The sequence below is a fragment of the Streptomyces sp. NPDC032721 genome, from assembly GCF_055579625.1.
Genome location: NZ_JBVIMX010000004.1, coordinates 275,923 through 298,967, shown reverse-complemented (window position 1 = coordinate 298,967; position 23,045 = coordinate 275,923). Strand labels below are relative to the sequence as shown.

General features: G+C 71.0%; 25 protein-coding genes and 1 pseudogene. 2 read left to right on the top strand and 24 right to left on the bottom strand.

Annotated features, from left to right (window positions below; genetic code table 11):
• Positions 1-52: 52 nt before the first annotated feature.
• The 18 genes and pseudogenes from ACZ5PB_RS11620 to ACZ5PB_RS11535 form a co-directional block, all read right to left on the bottom strand.
• Positions 53-661, bottom strand: a complete 609-nt coding sequence (locus ACZ5PB_RS11620) for a hypothetical protein (protein ID WP_468690041.1) — start codon at positions 659-661, stop codon at positions 53-55.
• 275 nt (positions 662-936) lie between these two features.
• A complete protein-coding gene (locus ACZ5PB_RS11615; protein WP_468690040.1) occupies positions 937-1,926 on the bottom strand; it encodes a DUF4007 family protein in 990 nt (329 codons plus the stop codon).
• Positions 1,923-2,444: a hypothetical protein gene (locus ACZ5PB_RS11610; protein ID WP_468690038.1), complete on the bottom strand. Its 522-nt coding sequence runs from the start codon at positions 2,442-2,444 to the stop codon at positions 1,923-1,925. The genes ACZ5PB_RS11615 and ACZ5PB_RS11610 overlap by 4 nt, the downstream gene beginning before the upstream one ends.
• A gap of 120 nt (positions 2,445-2,564) precedes the next feature.
• Complete coding sequence (locus ACZ5PB_RS11605) at positions 2,565-3,581, bottom strand: N-6 DNA methylase (RefSeq protein ID WP_468690036.1); 1,017 nt, start codon at positions 3,579-3,581, stop codon at positions 2,565-2,567.
• A 204-nt stretch (positions 3,582-3,785) separates the two neighbouring features.
• On the bottom strand, positions 3,786-4,088 hold the full coding sequence (locus tag ACZ5PB_RS11600) for a hypothetical protein (RefSeq protein WP_468690034.1): 303 nt from the start codon (positions 4,086-4,088) through the stop codon (positions 3,786-3,788).
• A gap of 72 nt (positions 4,089-4,160) precedes the next feature.
• Positions 4,161-4,628 (bottom strand): hypothetical protein, encoded by a 468-nt coding sequence (locus ACZ5PB_RS11595; RefSeq protein WP_468690032.1) that lies wholly within the window; start codon positions 4,626-4,628, stop codon positions 4,161-4,163.
• A 214-nt stretch (positions 4,629-4,842) separates the two neighbouring features.
• On the bottom strand, positions 4,843-5,076 hold the full coding sequence (locus ACZ5PB_RS11590) for a hypothetical protein (protein WP_468690030.1): 234 nt from the start codon (positions 5,074-5,076) through the stop codon (positions 4,843-4,845).
• Positions 5,077-5,168: 92 nt separating this feature from the next.
• Positions 5,169-5,843, bottom strand: coding sequence for a GNAT family N-acetyltransferase (locus ACZ5PB_RS11585; RefSeq protein ID WP_468690028.1), 675 nt, complete (start codon positions 5,841-5,843; stop codon positions 5,169-5,171).
• 175 nt (positions 5,844-6,018) lie between these two features.
• Positions 6,019-6,576 (bottom strand): hypothetical protein, encoded by a 558-nt coding sequence (locus ACZ5PB_RS11580; RefSeq protein WP_468690026.1) that lies wholly within the window; start codon positions 6,574-6,576, stop codon positions 6,019-6,021.
• A 145-nt stretch (positions 6,577-6,721) separates the two neighbouring features.
• Positions 6,722-8,017: an Eco57I restriction-modification methylase domain-containing protein gene (locus ACZ5PB_RS11575; protein ID WP_468690024.1), complete on the bottom strand. Its 1,296-nt coding sequence runs from the start codon at positions 8,015-8,017 to the stop codon at positions 6,722-6,724.
• A 23-nt stretch (positions 8,018-8,040) separates the two neighbouring features.
• The gene (locus ACZ5PB_RS11570) at positions 8,041-9,405 is read right to left on the bottom strand and encodes a hypothetical protein (RefSeq protein WP_468690023.1); all 1,365 of its coding nucleotides are present in this window, start codon (positions 9,403-9,405) and stop codon (positions 8,041-8,043) included.
• 65 nt (positions 9,406-9,470) lie between these two features.
• The gene (locus tag ACZ5PB_RS11565) at positions 9,471-9,929 is read right to left on the bottom strand and encodes a hypothetical protein (RefSeq protein WP_468690022.1); all 459 of its coding nucleotides are present in this window, start codon (positions 9,927-9,929) and stop codon (positions 9,471-9,473) included.
• Positions 9,926-10,915, bottom strand: a complete 990-nt coding sequence (locus ACZ5PB_RS11560) for a hypothetical protein (RefSeq protein WP_468690020.1) — start codon at positions 10,913-10,915, stop codon at positions 9,926-9,928. Before ACZ5PB_RS11560 ends, ACZ5PB_RS11565 begins: the two co-directional genes overlap by 4 nt.
• A gap of 72 nt (positions 10,916-10,987) precedes the next feature.
• Positions 10,988-11,593: a hypothetical protein gene (locus tag ACZ5PB_RS11555; RefSeq protein WP_468690018.1), complete on the bottom strand. Its 606-nt coding sequence runs from the start codon at positions 11,591-11,593 to the stop codon at positions 10,988-10,990.
• Positions 11,590-11,940, bottom strand: a complete 351-nt coding sequence (locus ACZ5PB_RS11550; protein ID WP_468690016.1) for a hypothetical protein — start codon at positions 11,938-11,940, stop codon at positions 11,590-11,592. Before ACZ5PB_RS11550 ends, ACZ5PB_RS11555 begins: the two co-directional genes overlap by 4 nt.
• A 190-nt stretch (positions 11,941-12,130) precedes the next feature.
• Entirely contained in the window at positions 12,131-12,901 is a 771-nt protein-coding gene (locus tag ACZ5PB_RS11545) for a hypothetical protein (RefSeq protein WP_468690015.1), read from the bottom strand.
• A 28-nt stretch (positions 12,902-12,929) separates the two neighbouring features.
• Complete coding sequence (locus ACZ5PB_RS11540; protein ID WP_468690013.1) at positions 12,930-13,745, bottom strand: hypothetical protein; 816 nt, start codon at positions 13,743-13,745, stop codon at positions 12,930-12,932.
• Between the two features lie 92 nt (positions 13,746-13,837).
• Positions 13,838-14,236 (bottom strand): annotated as a pseudogene (locus ACZ5PB_RS11535) (HU family DNA-binding protein); the annotation flags it as partial.
• Between the two features lie 306 nt (positions 14,237-14,542).
• Between ACZ5PB_RS11535 and ACZ5PB_RS11530 the strand changes: the two are divergent.
• Positions 14,543-16,138: an ADP-ribosylglycohydrolase family protein gene (locus ACZ5PB_RS11530; protein ID WP_468690011.1), complete on the top strand. Its 1,596-nt coding sequence runs from the start codon at positions 14,543-14,545 to the stop codon at positions 16,136-16,138.
• Positions 16,139-16,279: 141 nt separating this feature from the next.
• On the top strand, positions 16,280-16,519 hold the full coding sequence (locus tag ACZ5PB_RS11525; RefSeq protein WP_468690009.1) for a hypothetical protein: 240 nt from the start codon (positions 16,280-16,282) through the stop codon (positions 16,517-16,519).
• A 222-nt stretch (positions 16,520-16,741) separates the two neighbouring features.
• Here ACZ5PB_RS11525 and ACZ5PB_RS11520 read toward each other — a convergent pair whose 3' ends face one another.
• The 6 genes from ACZ5PB_RS11520 to ACZ5PB_RS11495 all read right to left on the bottom strand — a co-directional run bounded on the left by ACZ5PB_RS11520 (position 16,742) and on the right by ACZ5PB_RS11495 (position 23,044).
• A complete protein-coding gene (locus ACZ5PB_RS11520) occupies positions 16,742-18,388 on the bottom strand; it encodes a long-chain fatty acid--CoA ligase (RefSeq protein ID WP_468690007.1) in 1,647 nt (548 codons plus the stop codon).
• A 138-nt stretch (positions 18,389-18,526) separates the two neighbouring features.
• Positions 18,527-19,108, bottom strand: a complete 582-nt coding sequence (locus ACZ5PB_RS11515; protein WP_468690005.1) for a SigE family RNA polymerase sigma factor — start codon at positions 19,106-19,108, stop codon at positions 18,527-18,529.
• Between the two features lie 225 nt (positions 19,109-19,333).
• Positions 19,334-20,299, bottom strand: a complete 966-nt coding sequence (locus ACZ5PB_RS11510; RefSeq protein WP_468690003.1) for a DUF1906 domain-containing protein — start codon at positions 20,297-20,299, stop codon at positions 19,334-19,336.
• A 62-nt stretch (positions 20,300-20,361) separates the two neighbouring features.
• A complete protein-coding gene (locus ACZ5PB_RS11505; RefSeq protein ID WP_468690001.1) occupies positions 20,362-21,528 on the bottom strand; it encodes a lipid-transfer protein in 1,167 nt (388 codons plus the stop codon).
• Positions 21,525-21,971: a MaoC family dehydratase gene (locus ACZ5PB_RS11500; protein WP_468689999.1), complete on the bottom strand. Its 447-nt coding sequence runs from the start codon at positions 21,969-21,971 to the stop codon at positions 21,525-21,527. The genes ACZ5PB_RS11505 and ACZ5PB_RS11500 overlap by 4 nt, the downstream gene beginning before the upstream one ends.
• Entirely contained in the window at positions 21,968-23,044 is a 1,077-nt protein-coding gene (locus ACZ5PB_RS11495; protein WP_468689997.1) for an acyl-CoA dehydrogenase family protein, read from the bottom strand. The genes ACZ5PB_RS11500 and ACZ5PB_RS11495 overlap by 4 nt, the downstream gene beginning before the upstream one ends.
• Position 23,045: the final 1 nt, after the last annotated feature.

Genomic DNA, 23,045 nt, shown 5'->3' with positions numbered 1-23,045 from the left:
GGCTTGCGGCCGGAGGTACGGGCGCGGGAACCCCGCGCCCGTACCTCACGGATCACTTGCTCAGGTAGAAGTGCACCCCGCGGCACACGACCAGGACCGGGCCCGTCGCCTTGATGATTCGCTGGTACGCCTCCTGCTCGGAGACCGAGCCCGGCTCCGCCACGATCTCGTCGAACCGGGTCTGGCCCTGGAGGTAGCGGATCAGCTCGTACTTGGCGACCGGCCCGTCGAGCGGGATCGTCGACCCGCACGGCGGGTTGTGGTCGGTCAGGCCGCGCCCGATCCACCCGGCCGCGAGCTTGACCGGCGCGGGGAACGGAACGCGATGCGCGAGGTGCCGGGCGACGGCCTCGTGGGCGTACTGACCCCACATCGTGGTCCAGACGTTGTCGGTGTTCAGGGCCTCCTCCTCGTAGGTGGCCAGAGCCCGGCGCATGTTCAGGTACTCGTTGTCCTCACGGAAGTGCTGGGACGTCGACCAGTTGCCGTCCGCGTCGAAGCCGTCGTCCATCGACTGGCCGTCGTGCTGGCGGCCGACCATCCAGTGCCCCGTGGACTCCTCCACACCGAGCCACACGCCCTGGAAGGAGCCGCGCCACTCGCGCCGTGCCTGGTGGACCACGGTCCAACCCTGGTGCTGCTCGCCGGTCTTGATGCGCATGTAGGTCTCCTGGGCTGTCTCATCGGTAGGGGATGCGGGGGGCGCTCAAGCCGAGGGGCGAGCGCCGGCAACAGCAACGACAATACATAAAGAAAGCTAGATACACAACATCTAGCCGGGCTGGCCCTCGTACGTCGCTCCGCCTGCCGGGACCGGGCCGTCAGGCGAGCGTCCGATGGTCAGATGCCGGCAACATCGCCACCGCGCACCGACGGGCTGTCCCGACGACCGGATCGCTGTCGGATACGGCGACCGCGCAGGGCTGCCCCAGAGGTTCAGAGAGGCGCAGCCTCGGCGCGGCCGGTGGCTGGCCGCAGCGAGGGGAAGACGTCGGCGAGAACTTCAGTGGCGAGGACTGCGGGCCGACGCGAGTAGACGAGCGTCTCCTGCCCGTCGCCCGTCTCTACGACGGCCAGACCCGCATGACGGGCGGCCACCTCGTTCAGGGCGCGGCGGAGCTCGGCGGTGCCAGCGAGCAGGAGCCGGCCGGGCCCGAGGGGATCGGCCGCGAGCCGGGAAAGACTCACGGAGCCAGCCGCGGGACCTGCGGCCCGGGCCGCGAAGTCGAGGCTCGCGTACGCGAGTAGGGCGTCGGGGCAGTGCCGGCCGGCCGTGCGGCAGAGTGCCACGAGATGGCTTCGGTCGGCTGAGCGGTCTCCCGGCGGCTCGGATTCGAGCAGATGCAGGGCGCGGAACGGGTTGGACAGCTCGTCCTCGATGTTCGCGGCGGTGTGGTCACCGGGCGCGTACATGCTCACCAGGCAGGCGAGGTCCGAGGCGAGCACCGACCGGGCCGGCGCCTTGAGGTTGGCCGCTTCTGCGGCGGCCGCCAGGCGCCCCTGCAGCTCCACGCGGCTGGACCGGATGAACGGGGAGTGCCCGAAGAGATACCGCCAAGTCGGCACGTGGCAGGGCTCGGCGCTCACCAGCCACCAGTGCAGCAGCCACAAGGTGGCGTCGAGCTCAAGGTACGGGTCGGCCCCAGTCTCCTCGTCCAGGAGCCAGTGGGCGCGTTGCGTGGGCACCAGGTCCTGACCGTTGCGGGCGGCCAATCCGAAGGCCTGGGACCAGAAGGCCATGGACGGGACCATGCTCTTGCCGACGCCGAGCCCGACGGTCGCGTCGGGGCGGCGCAGGGCGGCTTGGTCCTGGAGGAGGGCGTCGTAGACCTTGCGGAGCCACCCGTAGCGCGGTGGATAGCCGCGGTGCCGGCCGAAGGCGGGCTGGCAGCCGGACATGGGGGCGTGGCCGTCGCGGGGGTTCACAGCTGCTCCTCGATCCAGTACAGGACGCGGTCGGAGAAGGCAGAGGCCGGTGCGCGTTGTGGTGTGCCGCCGGTGCCGTCGGGGCTGATCCCTTCGCGCCAGTGCACGGTGCCGCCCGTGGTTCGGGTGACTCGGCACAGGACCGGCTCGCGCATGCTGCCGGGATGCTGAGCGAGCAGGAAGCGCATGTTGTGCCGCGGGGCGCGCCCGGGAGCGCCTTCGGAGACGGGCGCCGCGTGGCGGTGGGCGCGAAGCCAGTCGGCCCCGTCGGCCGCGTACTTCACGCCGCGGTCACCGCCGTAGGTCATGGCCGCGTTCTCCAGACGGACCGCGTCGGCGTCCCGTAGGGCGATGATCATGCGGTCGACGGCGGTGATGGCGGTCTGCGTGGTCTGCCCGCCGTCGATGAGGAGGGCGATGAGTCGGTTGCGTTCGTCGGCGGCTGCCTGGAGGCGAGCGCGACGCGCACGGGCGGCCTGCGCCCGTCGTGGGTCGGTGTGGGTCACTGCTTCGTCCATCTTCGGGGGTGAACGCGGGCGGGGCGGGTCTGGGCCGGAGCCGGACGGGCTCCTTGTCGGGGGTCTCTGTCATGGCTTCTCAGACTCGCCCCGCCTGCGGGCGCGGGTCGGGTGGCGCGGCTACCTGATGGCCGTGAGGGCATCCAGAAGCTGAGCGGTGGTGCGTGTGGCGATCGCGAAGCGGATCAGACTCATGACGTGGTCGCGGTGGCGCGCCAGGGCGCGCGCCTGGGCGAGGGTGTCCTCGGCCAGGTCAGGCTGTGCGAGGACGTCTCCGCAGCCGACGAACGCGCGGGGGCCCAGCTCCCAGATAAGGGTGTTGACGGCGGCTCCGGCGGCGGCCAGGGGGTCGAGTTCGAGCATGACCCAGCCCCGCTCTGCCGGGTTCTCGCCGTGGCTGCGCAGATTCTGCGCGGCGGAGCGGAAGAGTCCTCCGGTTCCAGCGGCCGGCTCGAGTGCCCACTCCCCGCGCTGATGGGGTCGCGTTCCCGCGCTGCCCTCGTCGGCCAGCACCGTGGCGATCAGATTGCTGATGTCGGGCGGGGTGTGGTACTCGCCGAGGCTGCGCCGGGAATGGTGGTGGCGCAGGCTCGTGATGACCCAGGACATGAGGTCGATCCGGGACCGCTCGGCGGGGTCAGTGTCTCCCGTGTGCTGGAGGACCCCGTGGCGCAGCGCGGCCAGGGCCACGGCGCGCACACCCGCCAGGTGGGTGCTGTGCAGGTCCTCCCTGGTCCAGTCGAACAGCGGGCGGGCGGTGGTCCACAGATCGGGGCGAAGGCGGTAGTAGTAGTTGGCGCTGTCGGCGAGACCGCGGACCAGGACACGTGGGGGCTGCGCGGCGATGTACGCGGCGATCATGTCGGCGGCCTCGGCGCCGGGGGACTTCCGCGGCCACAGGGCGAGCGCGGCGACGACCCCTGCGGGGATGTCGAGCCGGCTGCCACCGGCGGCGTGCCAGGCCTCTGCGACTGCTTCGCCGAGGACGGAGCCGGGGCTGCGGCTGACGGTGATCGGGGGACAGTCGGTAGTGCCGGCGTGCCGGGCGCAGCTCGCGTCGGTGCAGTTGCGGGCGCTGTGGGCGAGGGCTTGCTCAACGACCTCGGCCACCACGGCGGTGGTGGGTGCAGTGGACATGGGGCTTCCTGGGGCGTGGGTGTGCTGAGGCGAGGGTTAGGGAGGGCGATCCGTGCCGTACGCGGGTCGGCGGGATGTCGCGACAGGTCGGCCGGCCCTGCACCGGCTCCGCGGCCGGGAGGGATGGGCCCGCGGCGGGTGTGGGGTCGGTTGTTCCGACGCGCCCACACCCGGTGCCTTCTGCATGCGCAGTGGTCTGGTCGGTCAGGTGGTGGGCGAGGCACCGGACGCGGCGGCGTACTTCACGCACGCGGGCATGGAGTCGCGCAGATCGGGACCGCGCAGTCCGCGACTTCCACGAGGAAGGAGACCGCACTTGAGACGCTCCCCACCGGTGGGGAGCTGCTTGAGCACCTTGTTGGCGCACCCTCCGCAGACCGCGGACGGGTTGTCGAGATCGGAATCCAGCAGCGGCACTCGCGTGGCGGGGTGCTGGCCGCGGTCGAGGTGCATGCATATGGAGCCGCGGCCGAATCGATCCGGGGCGGGAACTCGGGAGGTGGTCATGGTGAAGTTCCTTTCGGGCGGGATATGCGTCGGGGAGGCAACGCGGCGTTGCCGCCGGGGGAGGGGTGCGGGCTACTTCGCCTTGTGCTGGTCGACTCGGTGGGCCTGTGATGCCGCGCGCATGACGTCGTCGAAGTCGAAGCCGAGGCCGTGTGCGTAGGCGCGCAGATCGTTGAGCAGCACGTACAGCGCCTTCGAGAAGGTGGGGTAGGGGTGGTCCGCCATGTGCACGCGGAGGGCGGCAGCGGCGTCGCTGGCGTGCACGTACACGTCGAAAAGGTGGTCCGCAGCGGCCGTATCGTCCGTGTTGTGGATCGGCGCGACGGAGGGGGCGAGGTTCGGCATCGCGGCCAGGGGCCGTTCGTCGAGGCGCGCCCTCGCGTCGCCGTCGAGGCAGCGTTCGGCATCGGCGCGCATGTGGCTGGCCAGGTGCATCAAGTCGGTGGTGAGGTCCACCAGGGTCAGCCAGACGTCAGCACCGCAGCGCCGGTAGGCGAGGAGGGCGGCATCTACCTCTACCTCGTGAACGACAGTAAGCATGGAAGGACTCCAGAAAGTAAGGGGTTTGTGCGGCGAGGACTCGGAGCTCCGCCAGCGATGCAATCAATCTACATATTGAAAGCTCAATACGCAACATCAGGGGTTCGTGAATGCCTCCGGGATCGCCCTCGGGGCGGGCCGGACGATCACATATCCGGGCACACCACCCGAGTTCCCGGGTCGGCGGCGCACCGGCCGCCCTCGCTGGAGGCTTCTACTCGTCGGCGGCCCTGCGCGACCGCTGCTCGGCCCACGGCCGCCGGCGGGGCATCGTGCCGACGAAGACCAGGAGCGCCGTCAGCGCCACCCCGGTCGCAATGACCGCGGCGACAAGGCTTGCGGGCTCCAGTACCCACACGCTGACCAGGGCGACGACCGCACTCGGCACGCCCCATCGGAGCGCCCATCGGCTCCATGGGCTCGGACTCATATCGTCGGCAACCGGCATCAGTTCCTCCTAGGTTCTGGATGCCGGCTGACACCTGCATCCGTGCGTGACTTCTGCGGCCCGGGAGGGCAGGGCCCCGGGCCGTGCTCGGTTCAGACGTGGAACTGCTCCCCGTCGAAGTACGTGCCACGGGACATCCGCGTGTGGGGAAGGATGCCCGAAACGACCGGGGAGGCGAGGCCTGGGACGTCGACGAAGGACGTGTATCGGTCCAGGAGCCGGGCAGCCACCCGGGTGTCGCCCCATCGGTGCCCGACCGCGCTCAGGGGGCCGAGGGCCACGCTGAGGTCGTTCATGACGGAGAAGCCGAGACCGCGGTAGTAGTTTTCCAGTCCCGGAAAGCAGTTGAGGGTCAGCAGTCCGTAACCGGCGCGCGTAAAGCGGCGTACGGAATGCCGGATGAGCTCGGCCCCGATGCCACGCCCGCGCTGCTCGGCATCCACGGCAACAGCGGTGATGATCGCGATTCGTTGCGCGAGAAGGTGCGCCAGCGGCACGTCGATCCCGGGATGGTCGAAGAGCCACAGCGGAGCGCCTCCAATGAGGACCCCGAGCGTCTCGCCTTCATCGCTCTCGGCCACGACCATCAGGGCCCGGAAGTGGGAGAGGGGCCCTTCCTGCGGCAGGGACAGGTTCGGCCGGACATCCTCGAACGCGTCGGGATCGTCGGGATTCACGTCGGCGAGGAGCCGCATGACGGCGTCGGCGTCGGTGGGCGCCACGTCCCGGAGGGTGATGCCGGGCAGGCGCGTGCGAGTGGTACCCATGGAGGCTCCTGGGGGTGATGCGAGGCGCAGTACGTCGCCTCTGGCTGTGGGCCGCCGGAGGGATCCTCAACGGCGGGCTCGGTCACGCTGGGGCGTGGGCGGGATTCGGGCCGGGGCCGGGCCGACCGGAGCGGGGGAGCTGCCCGGACGGCCCGGAGCGCTGTGCCGAGGGACGTCAGTAGATGTGGCGGCCGTCAGCGACGGTCCGGCCGATCAGGCGCCACGGCGGGCCGTCGTTCAGCACGCCCATCGGGCATTGGTCCGGCCGATGCGTCGAGAGGTCGGCCTCGATGGCCGTGTACCAGTGCTGCGTGAGCGGGCACCGTGTCCCGCGGCTGCATACCGGCCGCTCGGCGACGAACACGTGGTAGACGTCCGTAGAAGTGGGGAGAGATAGGCGGAAGGAGTCGGCGACGCGCTTCCTGTAGGCCGCCTGGCTCTCGCTCTGGTAGCGGCGCCAGATCAGCTTGCCGTAGACGAACTGGCTCTGGCCGTCCCGGTCGAGGCGCCAGCGAAGCCGAGAACCGTACCGGGGGCTATCGGGCGCTGACTCGTCGTCTCCGGCGGGCACTGCCCCGGTCATGTCGAGAACTGTCCGATCGGCCCCGGCGAATGCCTGGGACACCGCCAGTGCCCAGACGGCGGTGGCGCCCTTCTGCCAGCGGTACGGCCTCCGTCGCTCGCTTTGCGTTCCGAACTTGCGGCGCTTTATGAGCGGCTTGTTCCGCTTCATCTGTATCAGTCCCCGGATGCGGTGAGACGGCGCGACGCTCGGAACGGCGCTCGTCAAGTGATCGTGTGAGGCGAGGCGTTGGCCTGACCTGGAAACGACTCTACATATTGAAAGCCCGATACACAACATCCCCTGAGGGGTGGCCTCACACGCGCCGTGCGCGGTCGGCACCTGCTCGGAACCGGTCCCAGGCAAGCCGGCTGTCGACGGCGTCCTCGATCGCTCGCCAGACCAGTCCCCGCGCGGGATCCTCCGGGACGTGGGGCTCTCCGCGGTTGCCCCGGATCACCGTGACTGTGTCGCCGACCGGCGGGCGGGCCCGGTGCACGAGGATGCAGGTCGGCGTTCCGTGGCCGGGGATGTAGGCGCCGGAGGTGTCGATGATCCACCGCGCGTCGAAGCGGGGAAGGAACTCCGTGACGTACCGGCGACCGAACTCCCGTTTCATGAACGAGTTCGCGGTGAGCTGCGCCACGAAGCCGCCCGGGACGGCGAGGTGCTCGAGCATCAGCGCGGTGAAGGGCAGGGCCAGCGAGTACTTGCCGGCCGCCACCTGCGGGTACGCGGCGCGGACCTGGTCGCGGACGGCGGGGTCCTTCGGGGTGATGTACGGGGGGTTGGCCACGCACGCGTGGTAGGTGCTGGCGGCGAGCAGGGGCTCGGTGCGGTCCAGCAGGGAGTCGGCGGCGGCCACGTTGACGGGAAACGACGCCGGGATCTGGTCCAGGCGCACGCCGAGGACGGACGCCGAGCACGCCAGGAGCCGGTAGGCGGTCAGCGCTGCGGCGTACCCGTCGAGGTCCACCCCCGACACCGATGCCAGCGCCCGCTCGACGGCCTGCGGCCCGCCCCAGCCCGGATGCGACCCGCGGCCGCGGAGCGGCGGGACGCGAACCATGTGGAATGCGGCGACGGCGATGTGCCCGGTCCCGCAGGCGGGGTCGATCATCCGGACGTCGGCCGGCCCCCACTCCTCCATGGCGGGCTCCAGTGACAGGCGCAGCAGGAGGCGGGCGACCCAGGGCGGCGTCTGGCACAGGGCGCGCCCCTTGCGGGCCTCCTCGGACAGCAGCTGGTAGGCGTCGCCCAGCGCGTAGCCGTCTACGCGGTGCTCATCCTCCAGAGCGGGGTGCCGGTCCCAGAACTCCTCGATGGCGGCCCAGGCGCCGGAGCCGAGCGGCTGCTCCCACAGCGGCAGTACGGCCGGATCGGCGAGCGGGGCAAGAGCGGGGTGGCAGCTGGCGAGGCTCTCCAGGGACTTCAGCAGGCCGTCCGGGCCCGGCGGGCGGTCGTCGGCCGGGGCCAGGCCGTGGTCGTGGGCGTGCCGGGAGAGGGCCGCGGCGTGGCTCCAGAGGGCGGCCGTGCGCCGGTCGCCGGTGTCACGCGTGACCGTTGCAGTGAGCTTGTCGTAGGCGGCAGGGGACAGGGTGCGGGTGGTCATCTCTCCTCGCAGGGAGCTGGGGTCTACTGGCCGGCGGTCATCGCGGCCCAGACATCGGCGAAGCCGTCGCGGGCCTTGTCCTGGACGCCGGCCGGGGCGGTCACGTAGAAGTCCTCGACCGTGCCGTAGGTCTTGGAGTCCGGGCGGACGCGGGTGTGGACGCGGTCGATGCCGACCCCGTGAGCCTTCGTGGAGTGCTCGACCGGACGGTCGAGGGCCGTGGCGGCGTTGCGCAGAAAGGCGCCCGCTTCGGTGCGGCTGCCGGTGCGGACGGTCTCCACGGACCGATAGACGGTGCCCTTGATGCTGCTGTCGCGGCACTCGGGCTTGGCGCAGCGGTCACCGTGAGCGGTCTTGCACTCGGGCCGCCGGCCGGGGGTGTAGGCGCGTCGCAGCCTGTAGACCGCCCAGGTCTCCTCGTCCAGCCGGGCGTTGAACTGGCCGAGCGCCTCGGCGTTCTGGTCGTCGGTGACCCGCCTGAACAGGGTGTCCTCCTTGTAGAGGGACATGTTGTCGTTCAGGGCCATGGCCACGTACTCCAGGCGCAGCACCCGCGCCGCGAGGTCGGGGTACTTCCGCAGCCGCTTCAGGTGGTCCAGCTGAGGCGAACACACCCCAGAAAAGGGACATACCGGACAGTATGATTTGGCCATGTCAACCCCGAGGCGGTCCTTGACGTAGCCCTGCACGTCCTCGCGGCCCCAGCCGAGCCGGAGCAAGGGGTAGTCAAGGGCGAAGGTCTCGTAGCCGGCCTTCTTGTTGCGCCGGGCCTGGAACTTGTTGGCCTTGGCCGCGCGCTTGTACTCGTCCGCGTTGTAGCCGAAGAGCTTGCCGACGGTCTGCCCGCCCGACCGCTGGAGCTGGAGGCGTTCGATCGGGAAAGCCTTGTGCTTCTGGCTGCACGCATGCCCACCGGCGTACTGGGGAACCGTGCCGTTCTCCTCCATCTCGTCCATGAGCGTCCACGGACCCCGGCTGAACACCTTCCCGGGGTTCGTGGTGTCGGAGAGCACTTCGACGCCTGCCGAGTCCGGCCGTCCGGCCCGGGCGACCTGCGTGTATCGAATGCCCTTCTCCCGCAGCAGCGGCAGGACGTGGTTCTCCACGTCGGCGATCGTGTCGGGAAACTCGAATCCGGTCATCGCCGTCACGATCGAGAAGTCGGAGAAGTCCTCGGCGATCCCGAAGGCGGTCGGATCGTTGATGATCGCCAGGGTCAGCGCCGTCGAGTCGACACCGAGACCGAAGTTGAGCGACTTGTGCTTCGCCGCGCGGAAGGACTCCAGAGCCGCGGTCGAGGCGACCTCGGCCGGGGCCAGCCCGCCGGATGACGACGTCGTGGGGCCGGCTTCGTCGAGGTCGGGATCGAACAGGGTGAGGGAAGTCATCGGCGCACCTGTGAGGAAGGGGGCGGGCACGGCCAGGCGCCGTACCCGCCGGAGGAGGGAAGGAGTCAGGTCTGGGGCTTCGCGGCGCGTGCGGCGTCGAGGCCCGCGGCGGTGAGGTAGGGCCGGTGCTTCGGGCCGGTGCGGCCGTCGTCGCCGTCGGTGGGCTGCGGGATGCCGTCGGCGTCTCGGTACTCGACGAGGGTGAGCCGGGCGAGTGCGGCGGCGGTGGGCCAGCTGACGTTCCGCAGCGCGCCGTCCTCGTCGGCGGAGTCGACGGCGGTCAGCTGGGAGTCGTTCAGGATCGACCGCCGCCCGGCGCCGGTGATGACGTACGGCCCGGCGCCCTGCGCTTGGGCCAACTCCGCCGGCAGCCGGAAGCCGTCGGCGTCGTTGCGGTAGACCAGGCCGTCGTCCAGGTAGGCCTGGAGGGTCGTACGGCTGCCTTGCGACGTGAGGTGCCCATCAGGGTGGGCGCATGCGGCACGGAGGTGCTTGGGCGCCGGCGGGTACGCCTGGGTGGTCATCGCGGCCCCTCCAGCGCGAGCGCCGACGCCGGGGCGAGTGCTGTTGCTGGCGAACCGATCGCCGCCCCCTTGAACGTGCGTCCGCAGTCGGGACCTTCGCACCGCTCCGTCGCCCGCGGGTTGGGCCACTCGCAGCTCGGGCAGCTCCACATCAGCCCCGCCGAGAGAGCCACCGAGGAGATCACGGCCTGCTGCTCCGGGTCGGCGGCGTCCAGGAGCTGCTCCAGCACTGGGGGATGCGGAGCGTGGTGGTTGCTGTCGTCGAAGACGACGGTGTCCTCGACGACGACGCGCAGCGGCACGGTACCGTCCGGCCGGACGACGTGATTGGAGTCGGCGCTGTCGAGGTGGACCGACACCCTCACCACGCCGTCCTTGGCGTCCAGATAACCAAAGACGAGCACACCGGTCACCTCGATGCACTGCGGTCCGTCGTCATCAGCGGCGTAGAAGACCGCGCGGCGGTTGAGGCCCTCGGCTGTCACGGCGTCGGGGAATGCGAAGTCCAGGGGAACCATCCGAGAGCGCTGCGCCTGCACGATCTCCTCGCAGTACAGCTCGAAGCCCTGTTCGGGCACCGCGTCGCCGTCGGGGCCGTAGTACAGGTCGATCGCCTCGCCGTCGTCGGCCGGGGGCTCGTCGGGCACGTCACCCTGCCCGCCCACGTTGGCCCAGCTGCCGCGCACGTGCCTGGCGAGCTCCGCGAGGGCAGCGCCTTCCGTCGCGTAGGGCGCCGTGGTGTCCTCGTGACGGGTCCAGATGCGCAGCATCCAGACCTGCTGGCCCGGGCGAGGTCCAAGGACTGCGGAGACGGCTCGGGACCCGCCGCCGGCGGCCTCGGCGATGATCTCGGCGTGAACACGCTGGGCGAGTTCACGGTACGGCGCGGGCAGTTCGGCGGCGGCCGGTGAGAAAGCCAGGGTGCCGGCGATGCGCACCAGGGTCTCGATGTCGGAGGGGCGGAAACGTTCAGCGAGCACGGTCATCCTCGTCGGTTGCAGAACCGGGGGCCGGTGGCGGGCCCGCCCGGCGTGGAAGGGGAGGGGAGGGAGGAGGGGCTACACGCCCAGATCCAGGAGCGCCGCGACCAGGGCGAGGGCGCGCTTGCGCTCGGGGGAGACCCGCACGCGGCGGATGCGCTTCGGGTTGGAAGGGAGCCGGATGGCCACGGCCGCGCCCTGGGCGTCACGGTGCAGCTCGTACTGGTCCGCCGAGAGCATCCAGGCGTCCCAGTCGTCGGCCTTGCGCCCGGCGCGCACCAGGGATTCCGCGGCGGGGGCCGTCGCGGGGCAGGAACAGGCCGGGTCATCGCACGGACGGCCCGCCGGATGCCGGGAGATGACGCCGCCCGGACGGTAGGTGGCTCGGGTGCCGTTGAGCATTGGGCACGCCTCCTCCGAATACATCAGGCACGGCGGGTGGAGTCCCGGTTCCGGCGCGTGCCCGACGCTTACGTCCTGCGGGCGGACCAGCACGTAGAACCACCGCTCCAGAGGTCGTTCGCAGATCTGGCACAGGCCGTTCTCGAAGGCACGGGCACGCTTGGCCGGGTCGAGCCCGCCGAAGACCGGCAGGCCGTTGTGCTCGAACGAGATGTACGGGACGACCAGGCCGCCATGGGTGGGGCGGTGCGCGCACGATGCGGGGATCGCGGGGGCGCTCACTGGGAATCACCGCCGGAGAGCTCCCAGGAGGGGCGGTCGAGCTCGACCAGGAAGGTGTGGGCGGCGTCGCTGGCTTGGAGCCGCCGCACGACGGGGAGCTGCCGGTACCGGCTGAGGAACTCGCCGATGGTCAGAGCGGTGTCGTGCGAGTCGTCCGCGTAGGTGCCGTGGTCGAGGGGGACCAGGCGCTCGCCCTGGTGCTGCGGCCACGTGTACGCGGCGAGGAGCTCGGCCTGGCTCCAGTTGCGCGGGTTGGCGCGGACCTTGACGAGCTCGGCGCCCGGCGCCAGCTCCCTGAGCGAGTCGAGGGGCGGTGTCCGGCGTGGTTGGGGGGTGTTCAGGCCCATGGCGGTCTCCCAGTTCGAGGTGGGCTTAGGCGGCCCGGGGCGGTGAATTGGAGGGCTGCGGGATTCGCCACGCAGCGGTGCAGTGGCCTGGCGGCTGCCCTCACGGCACCGGCGAGGGCCGGCGTACGGGCTGTGAGGGAAGAGGTGCTGGTGCTGGCCAACCAGACAAGAGCACAGTACACATTGAAAGCTAAATACGCAACATCACGGCGTGGGATGTCCGCTCATTGCCGTCGGACACGGTGAACCGGGCCGAGAGCAGCGCCGCACAGAGCTGCCGGATTCCTCCCTGCTCCCACAGCTCCAGGGACTCGGGCACCGCGGCCGGCCACCACTGCACCGACACTTCGTTGCGCACTACGTCGACCGCGACTCCGTATCCGTCGTCCTTGCTCCAGTCGGCCATGCGCACGTGCGGGCTCAGCGCCTCAACTGCTCCCTCGTGCAGGCGGATCGCCTCCTCCTTCGTGCTGCGTGCCGCTTGCCGGAGTGCCTTCGCCTGTTCGGCGGACACGGGACGGTAGACGGCGCTGGATACCTCGTCCTCCGCGAGAACGACCAGGGTTGCTCCTCCCTGCACCGCGAGCACACGATCCCGGCCGGCTTCGGCGACCAGCTCGAGCAACTGTTCTGCGGAGACGGCTGTGTCGAGTCCGCTCTCGGGAATGGCGGAAGCCCGGTAGTGATCGTGCCGCACCAAGTCCAGGGCGTGCTTGACGTCCAGCATGGCGCGGGCGAGCTCGGTGGAGCCGGGCCGCCCGTTCGCGGCGTAGCGGGTCAGCCGCTGATGGATCAGGGCCGCTTCGCGCTCGTCGGGTTCGTCGAACTGGCTGCGGACCACCTCTCGTACGGCAAGGTCGATCACTTGCTCCAGGTAGCCGGCGGTGAAGGACCTGCGCCGCAGCAGGCGCAGCGCCTGCTGCTTGGACGGGCCGGCAAGAACGGACGGCGCCTCGGACACGAGGTTGACTCCTTCCTGGATCCGCCGGCTACGAGCCGGACCGATCGATGTACGCGGTCCACGCCGCGTGCTCGGCGGCGGTGAGGACTGGAGGCGGGACGATGGGGATACGCCCGAAGCACCGGTCACAGGGGCGCGCGTCCGACTCGGTGCTGGTGCTATCGGCTCCACAGCCGGACAAGGCGGTGCCGCAAATGGGCCGGTCCCCCGAAACGGTGGGGCTCAGCCTCAGATGCAGGTCCTGGCCGTGAATGACCGGACAGACCGTGACGGTCTGCGGACTGGGGGCGGGACCGAAGTGCCTCGCCAAGAACCGCACCACCAGGGCGTGAGCGGCCTGCGCCCGCTCGTCCAGTGTCCGGGCGTCGGCCGGCGGCTCTTGGACGGCCCGCAGCGGTGCCCGCATGTCTGCCGCCAGACGGTCGACGAGGGCTTGCCCCTCGGCGAGGAATCGCGGGACATCGCCCCGGGGGTCGCCGTCGCGGTGGCCGGCCCAGATCCACGACAGGGGCACGTACGAGGCGAACTCGCTGAGGAGCCCATACCAGCGGCTCACAGCCCACGTGGTGTAGGTGCCGCAGGGCGCGTGGCGGCAGGAGCCCGCCGGCGCCTGGCAGGCGCGCAGTTCGAAGCGGATGCCGAGCTCGGTCGCGTCCGTCCGGAGGATGCCGAGCTCCCTCGCATCGGCGTTACTTCGCGTCCGCTCCCACCACGCCGGTTCACCGTCCAGCAGCGGGCCGGGCTCGGTGCTCTGCCCTGGCCCCTGCGCCTCCGTTGAACGGGCCGAGGGCAGGTTCGGATGGGCGGAGACGACGCGAGCGCCGTCGATCACGAGGTATCTCATCAGGTCTCTCCAGTTCGGCCGGGCGCAGCGGCGCCCGGCCGTCGAACGGGACCGGGGCAAAGCCCCGGTGACGGTTCAGCGAACGACTTCTAGGCGGCGGTCTTGGCGAGGGACTGCGGTGCGGCCTTCTTGGCCTCCTTCGCCTCAGCGCCGCCGCCGGTGAGACTTCCCTTGGCGGCCTTCCTCACGGAGGTCTCGCCGCCCTTGGGGAGCTTCTTGGTACCGCTGACCAGGTCCTTGAAGCCCTGCCCGGGCCGGAAGCGAGGGACGGAGGTCTTCTTGACCCGCACCCGCTCGCCGGTCTGGGGGTTGCGGGCGTAGCGGGCCGGACGGTCGACCTTCTCGAACGAGCCGAATCCGGTGACGGACACCCGGTCTCCGGCGACGACGGCGCGGACGATGGCGTCGAGGACGTGCTCGACGGCGTCGGTGGCCTGCTGGCGACCGCCCATCTTGTCCGCGATCGCTTCGATGAGCTGGGCCTTGTTCATGAAGTAACTCCCTTGATTCAACGCCTACTTCGGTGCCAGGCCGAGAACCGGTGGCATCCAGGGCGCGGGCTGGAGATGGGGGAACGGAGCGCGCCACCCGGACGGTTCGGGGCGCCTCCGACAGCAACCAAAGTACACATTGAAAGAGAAATACGCAACGCTAATCGTCGTGTTGACGAGATCGGGTTGACCGTGTCACTCTGACGTAGCGACAGCGGGTTTGAGCGCCGGGCGAGTTGACGCCGCGCTCCCCGCGTCCGCCTTCCTCAGACCACGCACGCAGGACATGACGTCGGGAGAACACCCGTGCAGAGCAAGCTCGTTGACATCGAAACCGCCCCCCTGACCGGGACGGCCCACCCGCTGAGCGCCCCCGCCACCGACCGGGCCGCCGGCGTCCTTCTCGGCGCCGCATGCGGTGACGCCCTGGGCGTCCCCTACGAGTTCTCCCGCCGACTGCGCGCTGACGAGCGGCCCGCCATGATCGGTGGAGGCCTGGGCCCCTACGAGCCCGGCGAGTACTCCGACGACACCCAGATGCACGTGTGCATCGCCGCCGTGGCATCCACCGGCGCCGACCTCACCAGCCCGAGCGCGCTCGACCAGATCGCCCGCAACTTCCACCAGTGGCGTGACGGGGGCGCGAGCGACATCGGCAACCAGACCCGGACCGTGCTCGGCGCCGCCAAGAGGCACAGGACGGGCACGCCCGCACAGGCCATGCTGGCGGAAGCCGACGCCTACACCACCCGGACCGAGTTCAGCGCGGGCAACGGATCCCTCATGAGGACCGGCATCGTCGCCCTCGCCTACCTGGACGATGTCGAGGGGATGGTCCGGGCCGCCACCGTGGTCAGCTCCCTCACCCACAGTGACCCCGAGTGCATCGAGGCGTGCATCCTTTGGTGCTCCGGCATTCGGACCGCCGTGCTGGAGGGAACCTTTGACGGCGTTCGCGAGGGCATCACGCTGCTCCCCGGGCACCGGCAGGAGATCTGGCACGCGAGGCTGGACGAGGCCGAGGAGAACCCGCCGCACCACTGGGCGCGCAACGGGTACGTCGTCACCGCCCTCCAGGCCGCGTGGTCCGCCATCACCCGCACCCCGGTTCCCGAGCTGGCACCGGAACGCGGGTCGTTCCCCGCCCAGCACTTCCAGCTCGCCACCGAGGCGGCCGTCCGGGCGGGCAACGACACGGACACCGTGGCCGCGATCGCGGGCGCCCTCCTGGGCGCCCGCTGGGGCGTCTCGGCCATCCCGCTCGCCTGGCAGCAGGCTGTGAACGGCTGGCCCAAGCTGCGCGGCGCCGAACTCGTCCGCCTGGCCGTCCTGACCGCTCGCAAGGGCCTGGACGACGCGGACGGCTGGCCCTCGGCCCCACGGGTCAAGATCCCGGCCTACGCCGGAAAAGCCTTCGTCGTATACCACCCCGCCGACCCCGGCGTCCGCCTCGGGAACCTTCCCCTGACCGAGTACGTCGGCCAACCGCCGGTCGACGCGGTCGTCTCTCTGTGCCGCGTCGGGCAGTCACCGGTCTTCCCCCAGATCGACGCCGAGCACGTCCGCGTTTGGCTCATCGACAAGGAGGGCGAGAACCCCAACCTCCACTACGTCGTCGACCAGGCGGCACGACAGGTCCTCCGCCTCCGCCAGGAAGGCAAGCGAGTCCTCCTCCACTGCGTCGCGGGACGCTCGCGCACCCCCGCCATCGCGGCCGCCTACAGCACGCTCCTGGGCACGAACCCCCGCACCGCCCTGGAGGAAGTCCACACGGCGCTCGGCCACTGGGCCCTCCCGTCCCACCCTCAGCTCCACGACGCTGTCTACGAGCTGGCCGGGCAGACGCCTCCCTCGACACGGCCGCGACCCGCCCGACGCTCGTTCTTCCGCAGGCGCCGCTGACGCTGACCCGGGCAGTGGCCCCCACCGCTGCGCCCACGGCGCGGCCTCCCCCGCGAGGCCGCGCCCGGCGCGACCCACGAACGAAACAGAACCTGGTGGTGTGCTCCGCGCGCTCATCACCGTGGGCGAAAGGACGAGACGATGTCCGCGCATGAAGTTGGCCACGAGTGGATCTACCGAGTCACGGCGCTCGCCGATCGGTTGGAGAGCAAGTACGTCCTGTCACCGTACGAAGCCCGGTCGCTCAAGCAGGGCCTCCGGCAGGTCGGCTACGAGGCGGATGTCGCACGCGTTCCGGCCTCCGCTTTCGTTGCGCTCAGCGACGAAGAACTCGACGCCCTCGTCGATACTGCGGCCCAGACGCCCGCAGCGCCGGCGTAGAACGCCCTCAGCGAGACAGCAACAGCCTCCAGGAGCGTGGGGGGGGGGGGGGGGGGGGGGGGGGGGGGGGGGGGGGGGGGGTGGGGTGGGGGGGGGGGGGGGGGGGGGGGGGGGGGGGGGGGGGGGGGGGGGGGGGGTGTGGGTGGGGGGGGAAAACGGAGGGGGGGGGTTGGTGTTTTTCCCCCCCCCCCCCCCCCGCCCCGGCCCCTTGCGTAGGGCGTCCTACAGCTCGGTGACGTCCAGCTCCCCGTCCGCGTAGCTCTTGCGGATCACCTTCTTGTCGAACTTGCCGACGCTCGTCTTCGGCACCGCCGGGACCAGCGCCCAGCGCTCCGGCAGCTGCCACTTGGCGACCGACCCGGCCAGGAAGTCACGCAGGTCGGCATAGCTCGCCGTGGCGCCCTCCTTGAGCACGACGGTGGCCAGCGGGCGCTCGCCCCACCTGTCGTCCGGAACGGCCACGACCGCGGCCTCGGCGACCTCGGGGTGGGCCATCAGGGCGTTCTCCAGGTCGACGCTGGAGATCCACTCACCACCGGACTTGATGACGTCCTTCGCCCGGTCGGTGAGCGTGAGGAATCCTTCGGCGCTGATCACGCCGACGTCGCCGGTCTTCAGCCAGCCGTCCTCGCTGAACTTGTCGTCGGGGCGGAAGTCCTCGCCGCCCGCGCCGCCGTAGTACGAGCCGCCGATCCACGGGCCGCGCACCTCCAGCTCACCGGCGGACTCGCCGTCCCACGGCAGTTCCTCGCCGGACGGGCCGGACAGCCGCGCCTCGACGCTCGCCGGAAGGCGGCCCTGAGTGACGCGGTAGGGCCACTCCTGCTCGGCGGTGAGCCCGGCGGGCGGGTGCGCCATGGTGCCCAGCGGGGAGGTCTCGGTCATGCCCCAGGCGTGACAGAGCCGGACGCCGAGCCTGTCGTACGCCTCCATCAGGGCCGGCGGGCAGGCCGCGCCGCCGATGGTGACCTGGGACATCGAGCTGAGGTCGCGCGGGTTCGCGGTGACCTCGGCAAGCAGGCCCTGCCAGATGGTGGGGACGGCCGCGGCGTGCGTGGGGCGCTCGCGCTCGATCATCTCGGCGAGCGGGGCGGGCTGCAGGAAGCGGTCGGGCATCAACATGTTGATGCCGGTCATGAAGGTGGCGTGCGGCAGGCCCCAGGCGTTCACATGGAACTGCGGGACCACGACGAGGGTGGTGTCCTTGTCGGTCAGGCCCATCGATTCGGCCATGTTGACCTGCATGGAGTGCAAGTAGATCGAGCGGTGCGAGTACGCGACGCCCTTGGGGTCGCCGGTGGTGCCCGAGGTGTAGCAGAGGGCGGCGGCACTGCGCTCGTCGATGTCCGGCCAGTCGAAGGTGGTCGGGCGGTCCGCGATCAGCTCCTCGTACTCGTGGACGCGGGGCGTGCAGCCCGCCAGCAGCGAGCGGTCGCCGGGACCTGCCACGACCACGTGCTCGATGGTGGGCAGGTGGGGGAGGAGCGGGGCGAGGAGGGGGAGTAGCGAGCCATTGACCATCACCACGCGGTCGGCGGCGTGGTTGACGATCCAGATCAGCTGCTCGGCGGGAAGCCGCAGGTTGAGGGTGTGCAGGACCGCGCCCATGGAGGGGATCGCGAAGTACGCCTCGACGTGCTCGCTGTTGTTCCACATGAGGGTGGCGACACGCTGGTCGCCCACGACACCGAGTTCGTCGCGCAGGGCGTTGGCGAGGCGGGTGGCGCGCTCGCCGACCTCGGCGAAGCTGCGGCGCTGCGGCTCGGCCTCACCGGTCCACGTCGTGACCTGTGACTTCCCATGGATGGTCATCCCGTGCTTCAGGATGCGGGTCACGGTCAGCGATACGTCCTGCATGGTACTGAGCACGGCGTCCTCCCGGTGGGCGCGCGATGTGGCACGTGGCACTGGTCGTCGCTCGCCAGTGCGTGTCTGGCCGATTCTGCGCACGTACCCGGCGGTATGTCACTACCTGGGAGTAACCAAAAGGAGCGGGATCTTCGCCGGTCAGCGGGCCGGGATCAGCTCCGGGTCCTCGCGGAGCTTGCCCAGCGCGCGGGAGACGGCGCTCTTGACCGTACCGACGGAGACACCGAGCACCTCGGCCGTCTGCACCTCGCTGAGGTCCTCGTAGTACCTGAGGACGACCATGGCGCGCTGCCGGTCGGGGAGCTTCATGATCGCGCGCCACATCGCGTCGTGCAGCACCTGCTGATCGGCGGGGTCAGGGGCGGGCGGGGCGGTGGACCCCGGGATGCTCGGCTCGGGCAGGTCCTCGCAGGCGAACTCGTCGACCTTGCGCTTGCGCCACTGCGAGGTGCGCGTGTTGAGCAGTGCCCGGCGGACGTAGCCGTCGAGGGCGCGGTGGTCCTCGATGCGTTCCCAGGCGACGTACGTCTTGGTGAGCGCGGTCTGCAGCAGGTCCTCGGCATCGCACGCGTTCGCGGTCAGCGAGCGCGCGGTACGCAGCAGGACGGGCCCGCGGGCCCGGACGTAGCTGGAGAACGACGGGTATCCGGTGAAGGAGGCGGCGTGCCCGGCGTGCCCGGTAGCGGCCTTGGATGCGCTGGTGCAGACAGGCGTGGTCATGTGTTCCACGCTAGAAGCGACGGCTGCCCCATGGATCGGCCCCAGGTCCCGAAGACATGTCCGCCTCAGGTTGTAGAGGTGGGGCGAGCCCCACCTCCTGAAGGTGGAGGGGGGCCCGGGGGGTATCAGGGTCGGGGCATCGGGGTCGGGGCGGCGGGGTCGGGGCGGCGGGGTCGGGGCGGCGGGGTCGGGGCGGCCGAGGCGGCCGGGATGCCACGCGGGGGTTCACTCCCAGGTGCGGGCCACCAGCGCGTCGACCCGGTTGCGGTCGATGTTCAGCCGGTGGCCGCCGTGCGTCTCGCGCACGTTGCCCGCGTACTGGTGGATACGGCGATGCGGTGTCCAGGCGCGCCGGTGCAGGGACGGCTCGTGGTGCACCGACGGCCGCACGCCCCAGCGGGCGAACCAGATGACGGCCGGCAGGTCACCGGCCCGCACCTGCCGCGCCCACTCCATGTGGCGCACGCCCGTCGAGGAGGAGCTGTAGAAACCGGGGAAGTAGCGGTGGCGGCGGAGCTCCCGGTTCCAGCCCTGTACGAAGGTCAGGGTGCGTTTCGCGCAGGGCTTGTTCCCGATGTCGTACCCCTCCATGTCGAGGTAGAGGGTGCTGCCGGGGATCATCCCGTGCCACCTGGCCCGCCGTACCGCGTCCCGCGCCTCGGCGACGCCCTGCTGCCACGGACGGCCGCCGATGGCATAGCGGCGCTTGTGGTTCTCCTTCATGCAGGGCGACTGGGAGCCGACGTACACCGGGAGCAGGAACCAGCCCATCCGATCGACCTGCTTGATCCACTGCTTGTTCAGGTTCTTCTGGCGCGGACAGCCGCGTGCCCGCCCGCCGAAGTAGACGCCGACGGCCCGGTACCCGGAGGCGCGCCGCCAGGCCCTCATGGTGGCGAGCGACGGGGCTTCACAGGTGTCGAAGGCCCAGCCGTTGAAGTGCACGGGCCTGGCCCGCCCGGCACCGGCCCCTCCCCCGGCCGGTCCGGCGGCCGAGAGGTCGGTGGCCGAGAGGTCGGTGGCCGAGACGTCGGTGGCACCGGCCGCCGGAGGGCCCGCCGCCGGGGGCCGGGCGTCCCCGGACGAGGCCTCGGCGGGCATCACCAGCGCGGTGCACACGGCGACCAGCGCCCCCGCGAGCCCGAGGGCCCGGCCGGGAGACCATTTTCGTACATACGCAGAAAATCTCATTCGGTACATACGCTGAGCTAACGGTCATTCTTCACCCGAGTCCACGACGCACGCCGGGACGGTCAGCCATCCGCCCCCAGGATCAACCCGGATGTGGGTACTCCGGTCCCCGCCGTCACCAACGTCCGCGTGGCGCCCGGCACCTGATTGACCGAAGTGCCCCGGATCTGCCGGACGCCCTCCGCGATCCCGTTCATCCCGTGCAGATACGCCTCCCCGAGCTGCCCCCCGTGCGTGTTGAGCGGCAGCACGTCCTCGGCCACGAAGTCCGCTGCCTCACCCGGTTCGCAGAACCCGAACTCCTCCAGCTGCATCAGCACGAACGGCGTGAAGTGGTCGTAGATGATCCCCACGTCGACCTCACTCGGCGACAGCCCCGACGTACGCCACAACTGCCGAGCCACCAGACCCATTTCCGGCAGCCCGGTGAGGTCGTCCCGGTAGAAGCCGGTCATCTGCTCCTGCCCGCGCCCGGCGCCCTGAGCGGCGGCGACGATCACCGCGGGCGGCTGCGCGAGGTCCCGGGCGCGCTCGGCCGTCGTCACCACGATCGCCTGCCCGCCGTCGGTCTCCTGACAGCAGTCGAGCAGCCGCAGCGGCTCCACTATCCAGCGCGAGGCGGCGTGCTCGGCCAGCGTGATCGGCTTCCGGTAGAAGTACGCGGCCGGATTGCGCGCCGCATGCCGCCGGTCGGTCACCGCGACGTGCCCGAACGCCTCCGGGGTCAGCCCGTACGCGTGCAGATAGCGCTGCGCCGCCATCGCCACCCACGACGCGGGCGTCAACAGCCCGACCGGCAGCGCCCAGCCCAGCGCCGCCCCCTCCGCCGAGGGCTCCCGCCGCTGTACCCCGGAACCGAACCTGCGCCCCGACCTCTCGTTGAACGCCCGGTAGCAGACCACCACTTCGGCCACCCCGGACGCCACCGCCAGCGCCGCCTGCTGCACCGTCGCACACGCCGCACCGCCCCCGTAGTGGATCCGGGAGAAGAAGGACAGCTCGCCGATGCCCGCCGCCTGGGCAACGGTGATCTCCGGGCTGGTGTCCATGGTGAAGGTGACCATGCCGTCGACGTCGGACGGGGCGAGCCCGGCGTCGTCGAGTGCGGCGTGCACCGCCTCCACCGCCAGCTTCAGCTCGCTGCGCCCGGAGTCCTTGGAGAACTCGGTCGCCCCGATGCCCGCGATGGCCGCCTTCCCGCCGAGCGTGTCTGCCCTGCGCACACTCATGCCGGATCCCCGTCCTGGAGGGAGACCCCTGCGGCAGCGGACTCGCCTTCGGCCCCGGCCTCGAAGGCGACCTTCACCGTGCCGGTGACGTGGTTCCCGATGCCGTTGGCCCCGACGATCCGGATCTCGGCGGCGCCCGTCGCCCCGTCGACCGCTTCCACCGTGCCGCGCAGCACCATCGTGTCCCCCGGGTAGTTGGGCGCCCCGAGCCTGATCCTCACCGCGCGCAGCCGCGCCCCGGGGCCGAGGCTGTCGGTCACGTACCTTCCGACCAGGCCGTTGGTCGTCAGGATGTTCATGAAGATGTCCGGCGAACCCTTCTCCCGTGCGGCCTGAGCATCGTGGTGCACGTCCTGGTAGTCCCGGGAGGCGATCGCCCCGGCAACGATCAAGGTGCGGGTCACCGCGATCTCCAGCGGCGGCAGTTCCTCACCGGCCCTCATCCCTCGCTCCCCTCCTTCACGAGCAACTCACCGAGTTCTTCCATCACTTGTCCCGAACCCCCCAGATACGCGTCGATCTGCCGCCCCCACAGGAAGTGCCGGTGCACCGGGTGCTCCAGGTCGGCCCCCGTCCCGCCGTGCAGATGCTGCCCGGCGTGCACCACTCGCCGGCCCGCCTCCGAAGCCCACCAGGCGGCGGTCAACGCGTGCGTCCCCCAGGGAAGAGCCTCGTCGTACCGCCAGGCCGCCTCGTACGCCGTGACCCGGATCGCCTCGGTGTCCATGTGCGCCTCCGCCGCCCGCAGCTGGACGCCCTGCTTCGTCGACAGCGGACGCCCGAACTGCTCCCGCTCCGAGGTGTACTCGGCGGCCCGCGCCACCGACCCCGCGCACACCCCGGCCTGGAGCCCGGCGAAGGCGATCCGCGCCGCCCCCCTCACCCGCTCGTACGCCGCCGGACCCGGCCCGCCGAGCCGCTCGCCCCGAGCACCGGTGAGCGTGAGCCGCCCGGCCGCCCAGGGCGCGGTGGTTTCGACCGGCTCGACACCGACGCCCGCGTCTCCCGTACGTACGACCCACAACGCCCGGTCCGCGTCCGGCACCACCACATGGGTAGCTTCACGCAGCCACGGCACCACCGGAACGGTCCCCGACAACGCACACACGTCCGACTCCGCACCGCCCTCCGCCCCGGTTTCCGCCCGTACGGACCCCGCGCCGGTGGCTGAAAAGGCACCTACGGCCACCGCGGACCCGTTTCGGAGTCCGGGAAGCAGCAACTCCCGCTGTTTTTCGGTCCCGTACGCACTCAGTGCGAGCAGTCCGTACACACTCGTGGCCGCGAACGGCACCTGCGCGGTGGTCCTCCCCTGCTCCTCCAACAGCAGTACGAGTCCCAGCAGACCGACCTCCTCGACCGCTTCGAGCAGTCCGGCCTCGCCCAGCCGCTTCCACAGTTCGGTGTCCGTGCCGGTCCCGGCCGCCGTCAGCCGCTCGTGCGTCGAAAGATCGCCGAAGATCCGCGCCGCCAGGTCCCGCGCGGCCTCCTGCTCCTCGCTCGGAGTGAAGTCCATG

What these genes read in the sequence shown, in the direction of transcription:
- ACZ5PB_RS11500 (WP_468689999.1), bottom strand. Translation starts at nt 21,971, where the DNA reads ATGAGGGCCGGTGAGGAACTGCCGCCGCTGGAGATCGCGGTGACCCGC.
- ACZ5PB_RS11595 (WP_468690032.1), bottom strand. Translation starts at nt 4,628, where the DNA reads ATGCTTACTGTCGTTCACGAGGTAGAGGTAGATGCCGCCCTCCTCGCC.
- ACZ5PB_RS11575 (WP_468690024.1), bottom strand. Translation starts at nt 8,017, where the DNA reads ATGACCACCCGCACCCTGTCCCCTGCCGCCTACGACAAGCTCACTGCA.
- ACZ5PB_RS11505 (WP_468690001.1), bottom strand. Translation starts at nt 21,528, where the DNA reads ATGAGTGTGCGCAGGGCAGACACGCTCGGCGGGAAGGCGGCCATCGCG.
- ACZ5PB_RS11540 (WP_468690013.1), bottom strand. Translation starts at nt 13,745, where the DNA reads ATGAGATACCTCGTGATCGACGGCGCTCGCGTCGTCTCCGCCCATCCG.
- ACZ5PB_RS11585 (WP_468690028.1), bottom strand. Translation starts at nt 5,843, where the DNA reads ATGGGTACCACTCGCACGCGCCTGCCCGGCATCACCCTCCGGGACGTG.
- ACZ5PB_RS11580 (WP_468690026.1), bottom strand. Translation starts at nt 6,576, where the DNA reads ATGAAGCGGAACAAGCCGCTCATAAAGCGCCGCAAGTTCGGAACGCAA.
- ACZ5PB_RS11525 (WP_468690009.1), top strand. Translation starts at nt 16,280, where the DNA reads ATGTCCGCGCATGAAGTTGGCCACGAGTGGATCTACCGAGTCACGGCG.
- ACZ5PB_RS11515 (WP_468690005.1), bottom strand. Translation starts at nt 19,108, where the DNA reads ATGACCACGCCTGTCTGCACCAGCGCATCCAAGGCCGCTACCGGGCAC.
- ACZ5PB_RS11565 (WP_468690022.1), bottom strand. Translation starts at nt 9,929, where the DNA reads ATGACCACCCAGGCGTACCCGCCGGCGCCCAAGCACCTCCGTGCCGCA.
- ACZ5PB_RS11605 (WP_468690036.1), bottom strand. Translation starts at nt 3,581, where the DNA reads ATGTCCACTGCACCCACCACCGCCGTGGTGGCCGAGGTCGTTGAGCAA.
- ACZ5PB_RS11495 (WP_468689997.1), bottom strand. Translation starts at nt 23,044, where the DNA reads ATGGACTTCACTCCGAGCGAGGAGCAGGAGGCCGCGCGGGACCTGGCG.
- ACZ5PB_RS11590 (WP_468690030.1), bottom strand. Translation starts at nt 5,076, where the DNA reads ATGCCGGTTGCCGACGATATGAGTCCGAGCCCATGGAGCCGATGGGCG.
- ACZ5PB_RS11510 (WP_468690003.1), bottom strand. Translation starts at nt 20,299, where the DNA reads ATGAGATTTTCTGCGTATGTACGAAAATGGTCTCCCGGCCGGGCCCTC.
- ACZ5PB_RS11570 (WP_468690023.1), bottom strand. Translation starts at nt 9,405, where the DNA reads ATGACTTCCCTCACCCTGTTCGATCCCGACCTCGACGAAGCCGGCCCC.
- ACZ5PB_RS11600 (WP_468690034.1), bottom strand. Translation starts at nt 4,088, where the DNA reads ATGACCACCTCCCGAGTTCCCGCCCCGGATCGATTCGGCCGCGGCTCC.
- ACZ5PB_RS11610 (WP_468690038.1), bottom strand. Translation starts at nt 2,444, where the DNA reads ATGGACGAAGCAGTGACCCACACCGACCCACGACGGGCGCAGGCCGCC.
- ACZ5PB_RS11550 (WP_468690016.1), bottom strand. Translation starts at nt 11,940, where the DNA reads ATGGGCCTGAACACCCCCCAACCACGCCGGACACCGCCCCTCGACTCG.
- ACZ5PB_RS11560 (WP_468690020.1), bottom strand. Translation starts at nt 10,915, where the DNA reads ATGACCGTGCTCGCTGAACGTTTCCGCCCCTCCGACATCGAGACCCTG.
- ACZ5PB_RS11620 (WP_468690041.1), bottom strand. Translation starts at nt 661, where the DNA reads ATGCGCATCAAGACCGGCGAGCAGCACCAGGGTTGGACCGTGGTCCAC.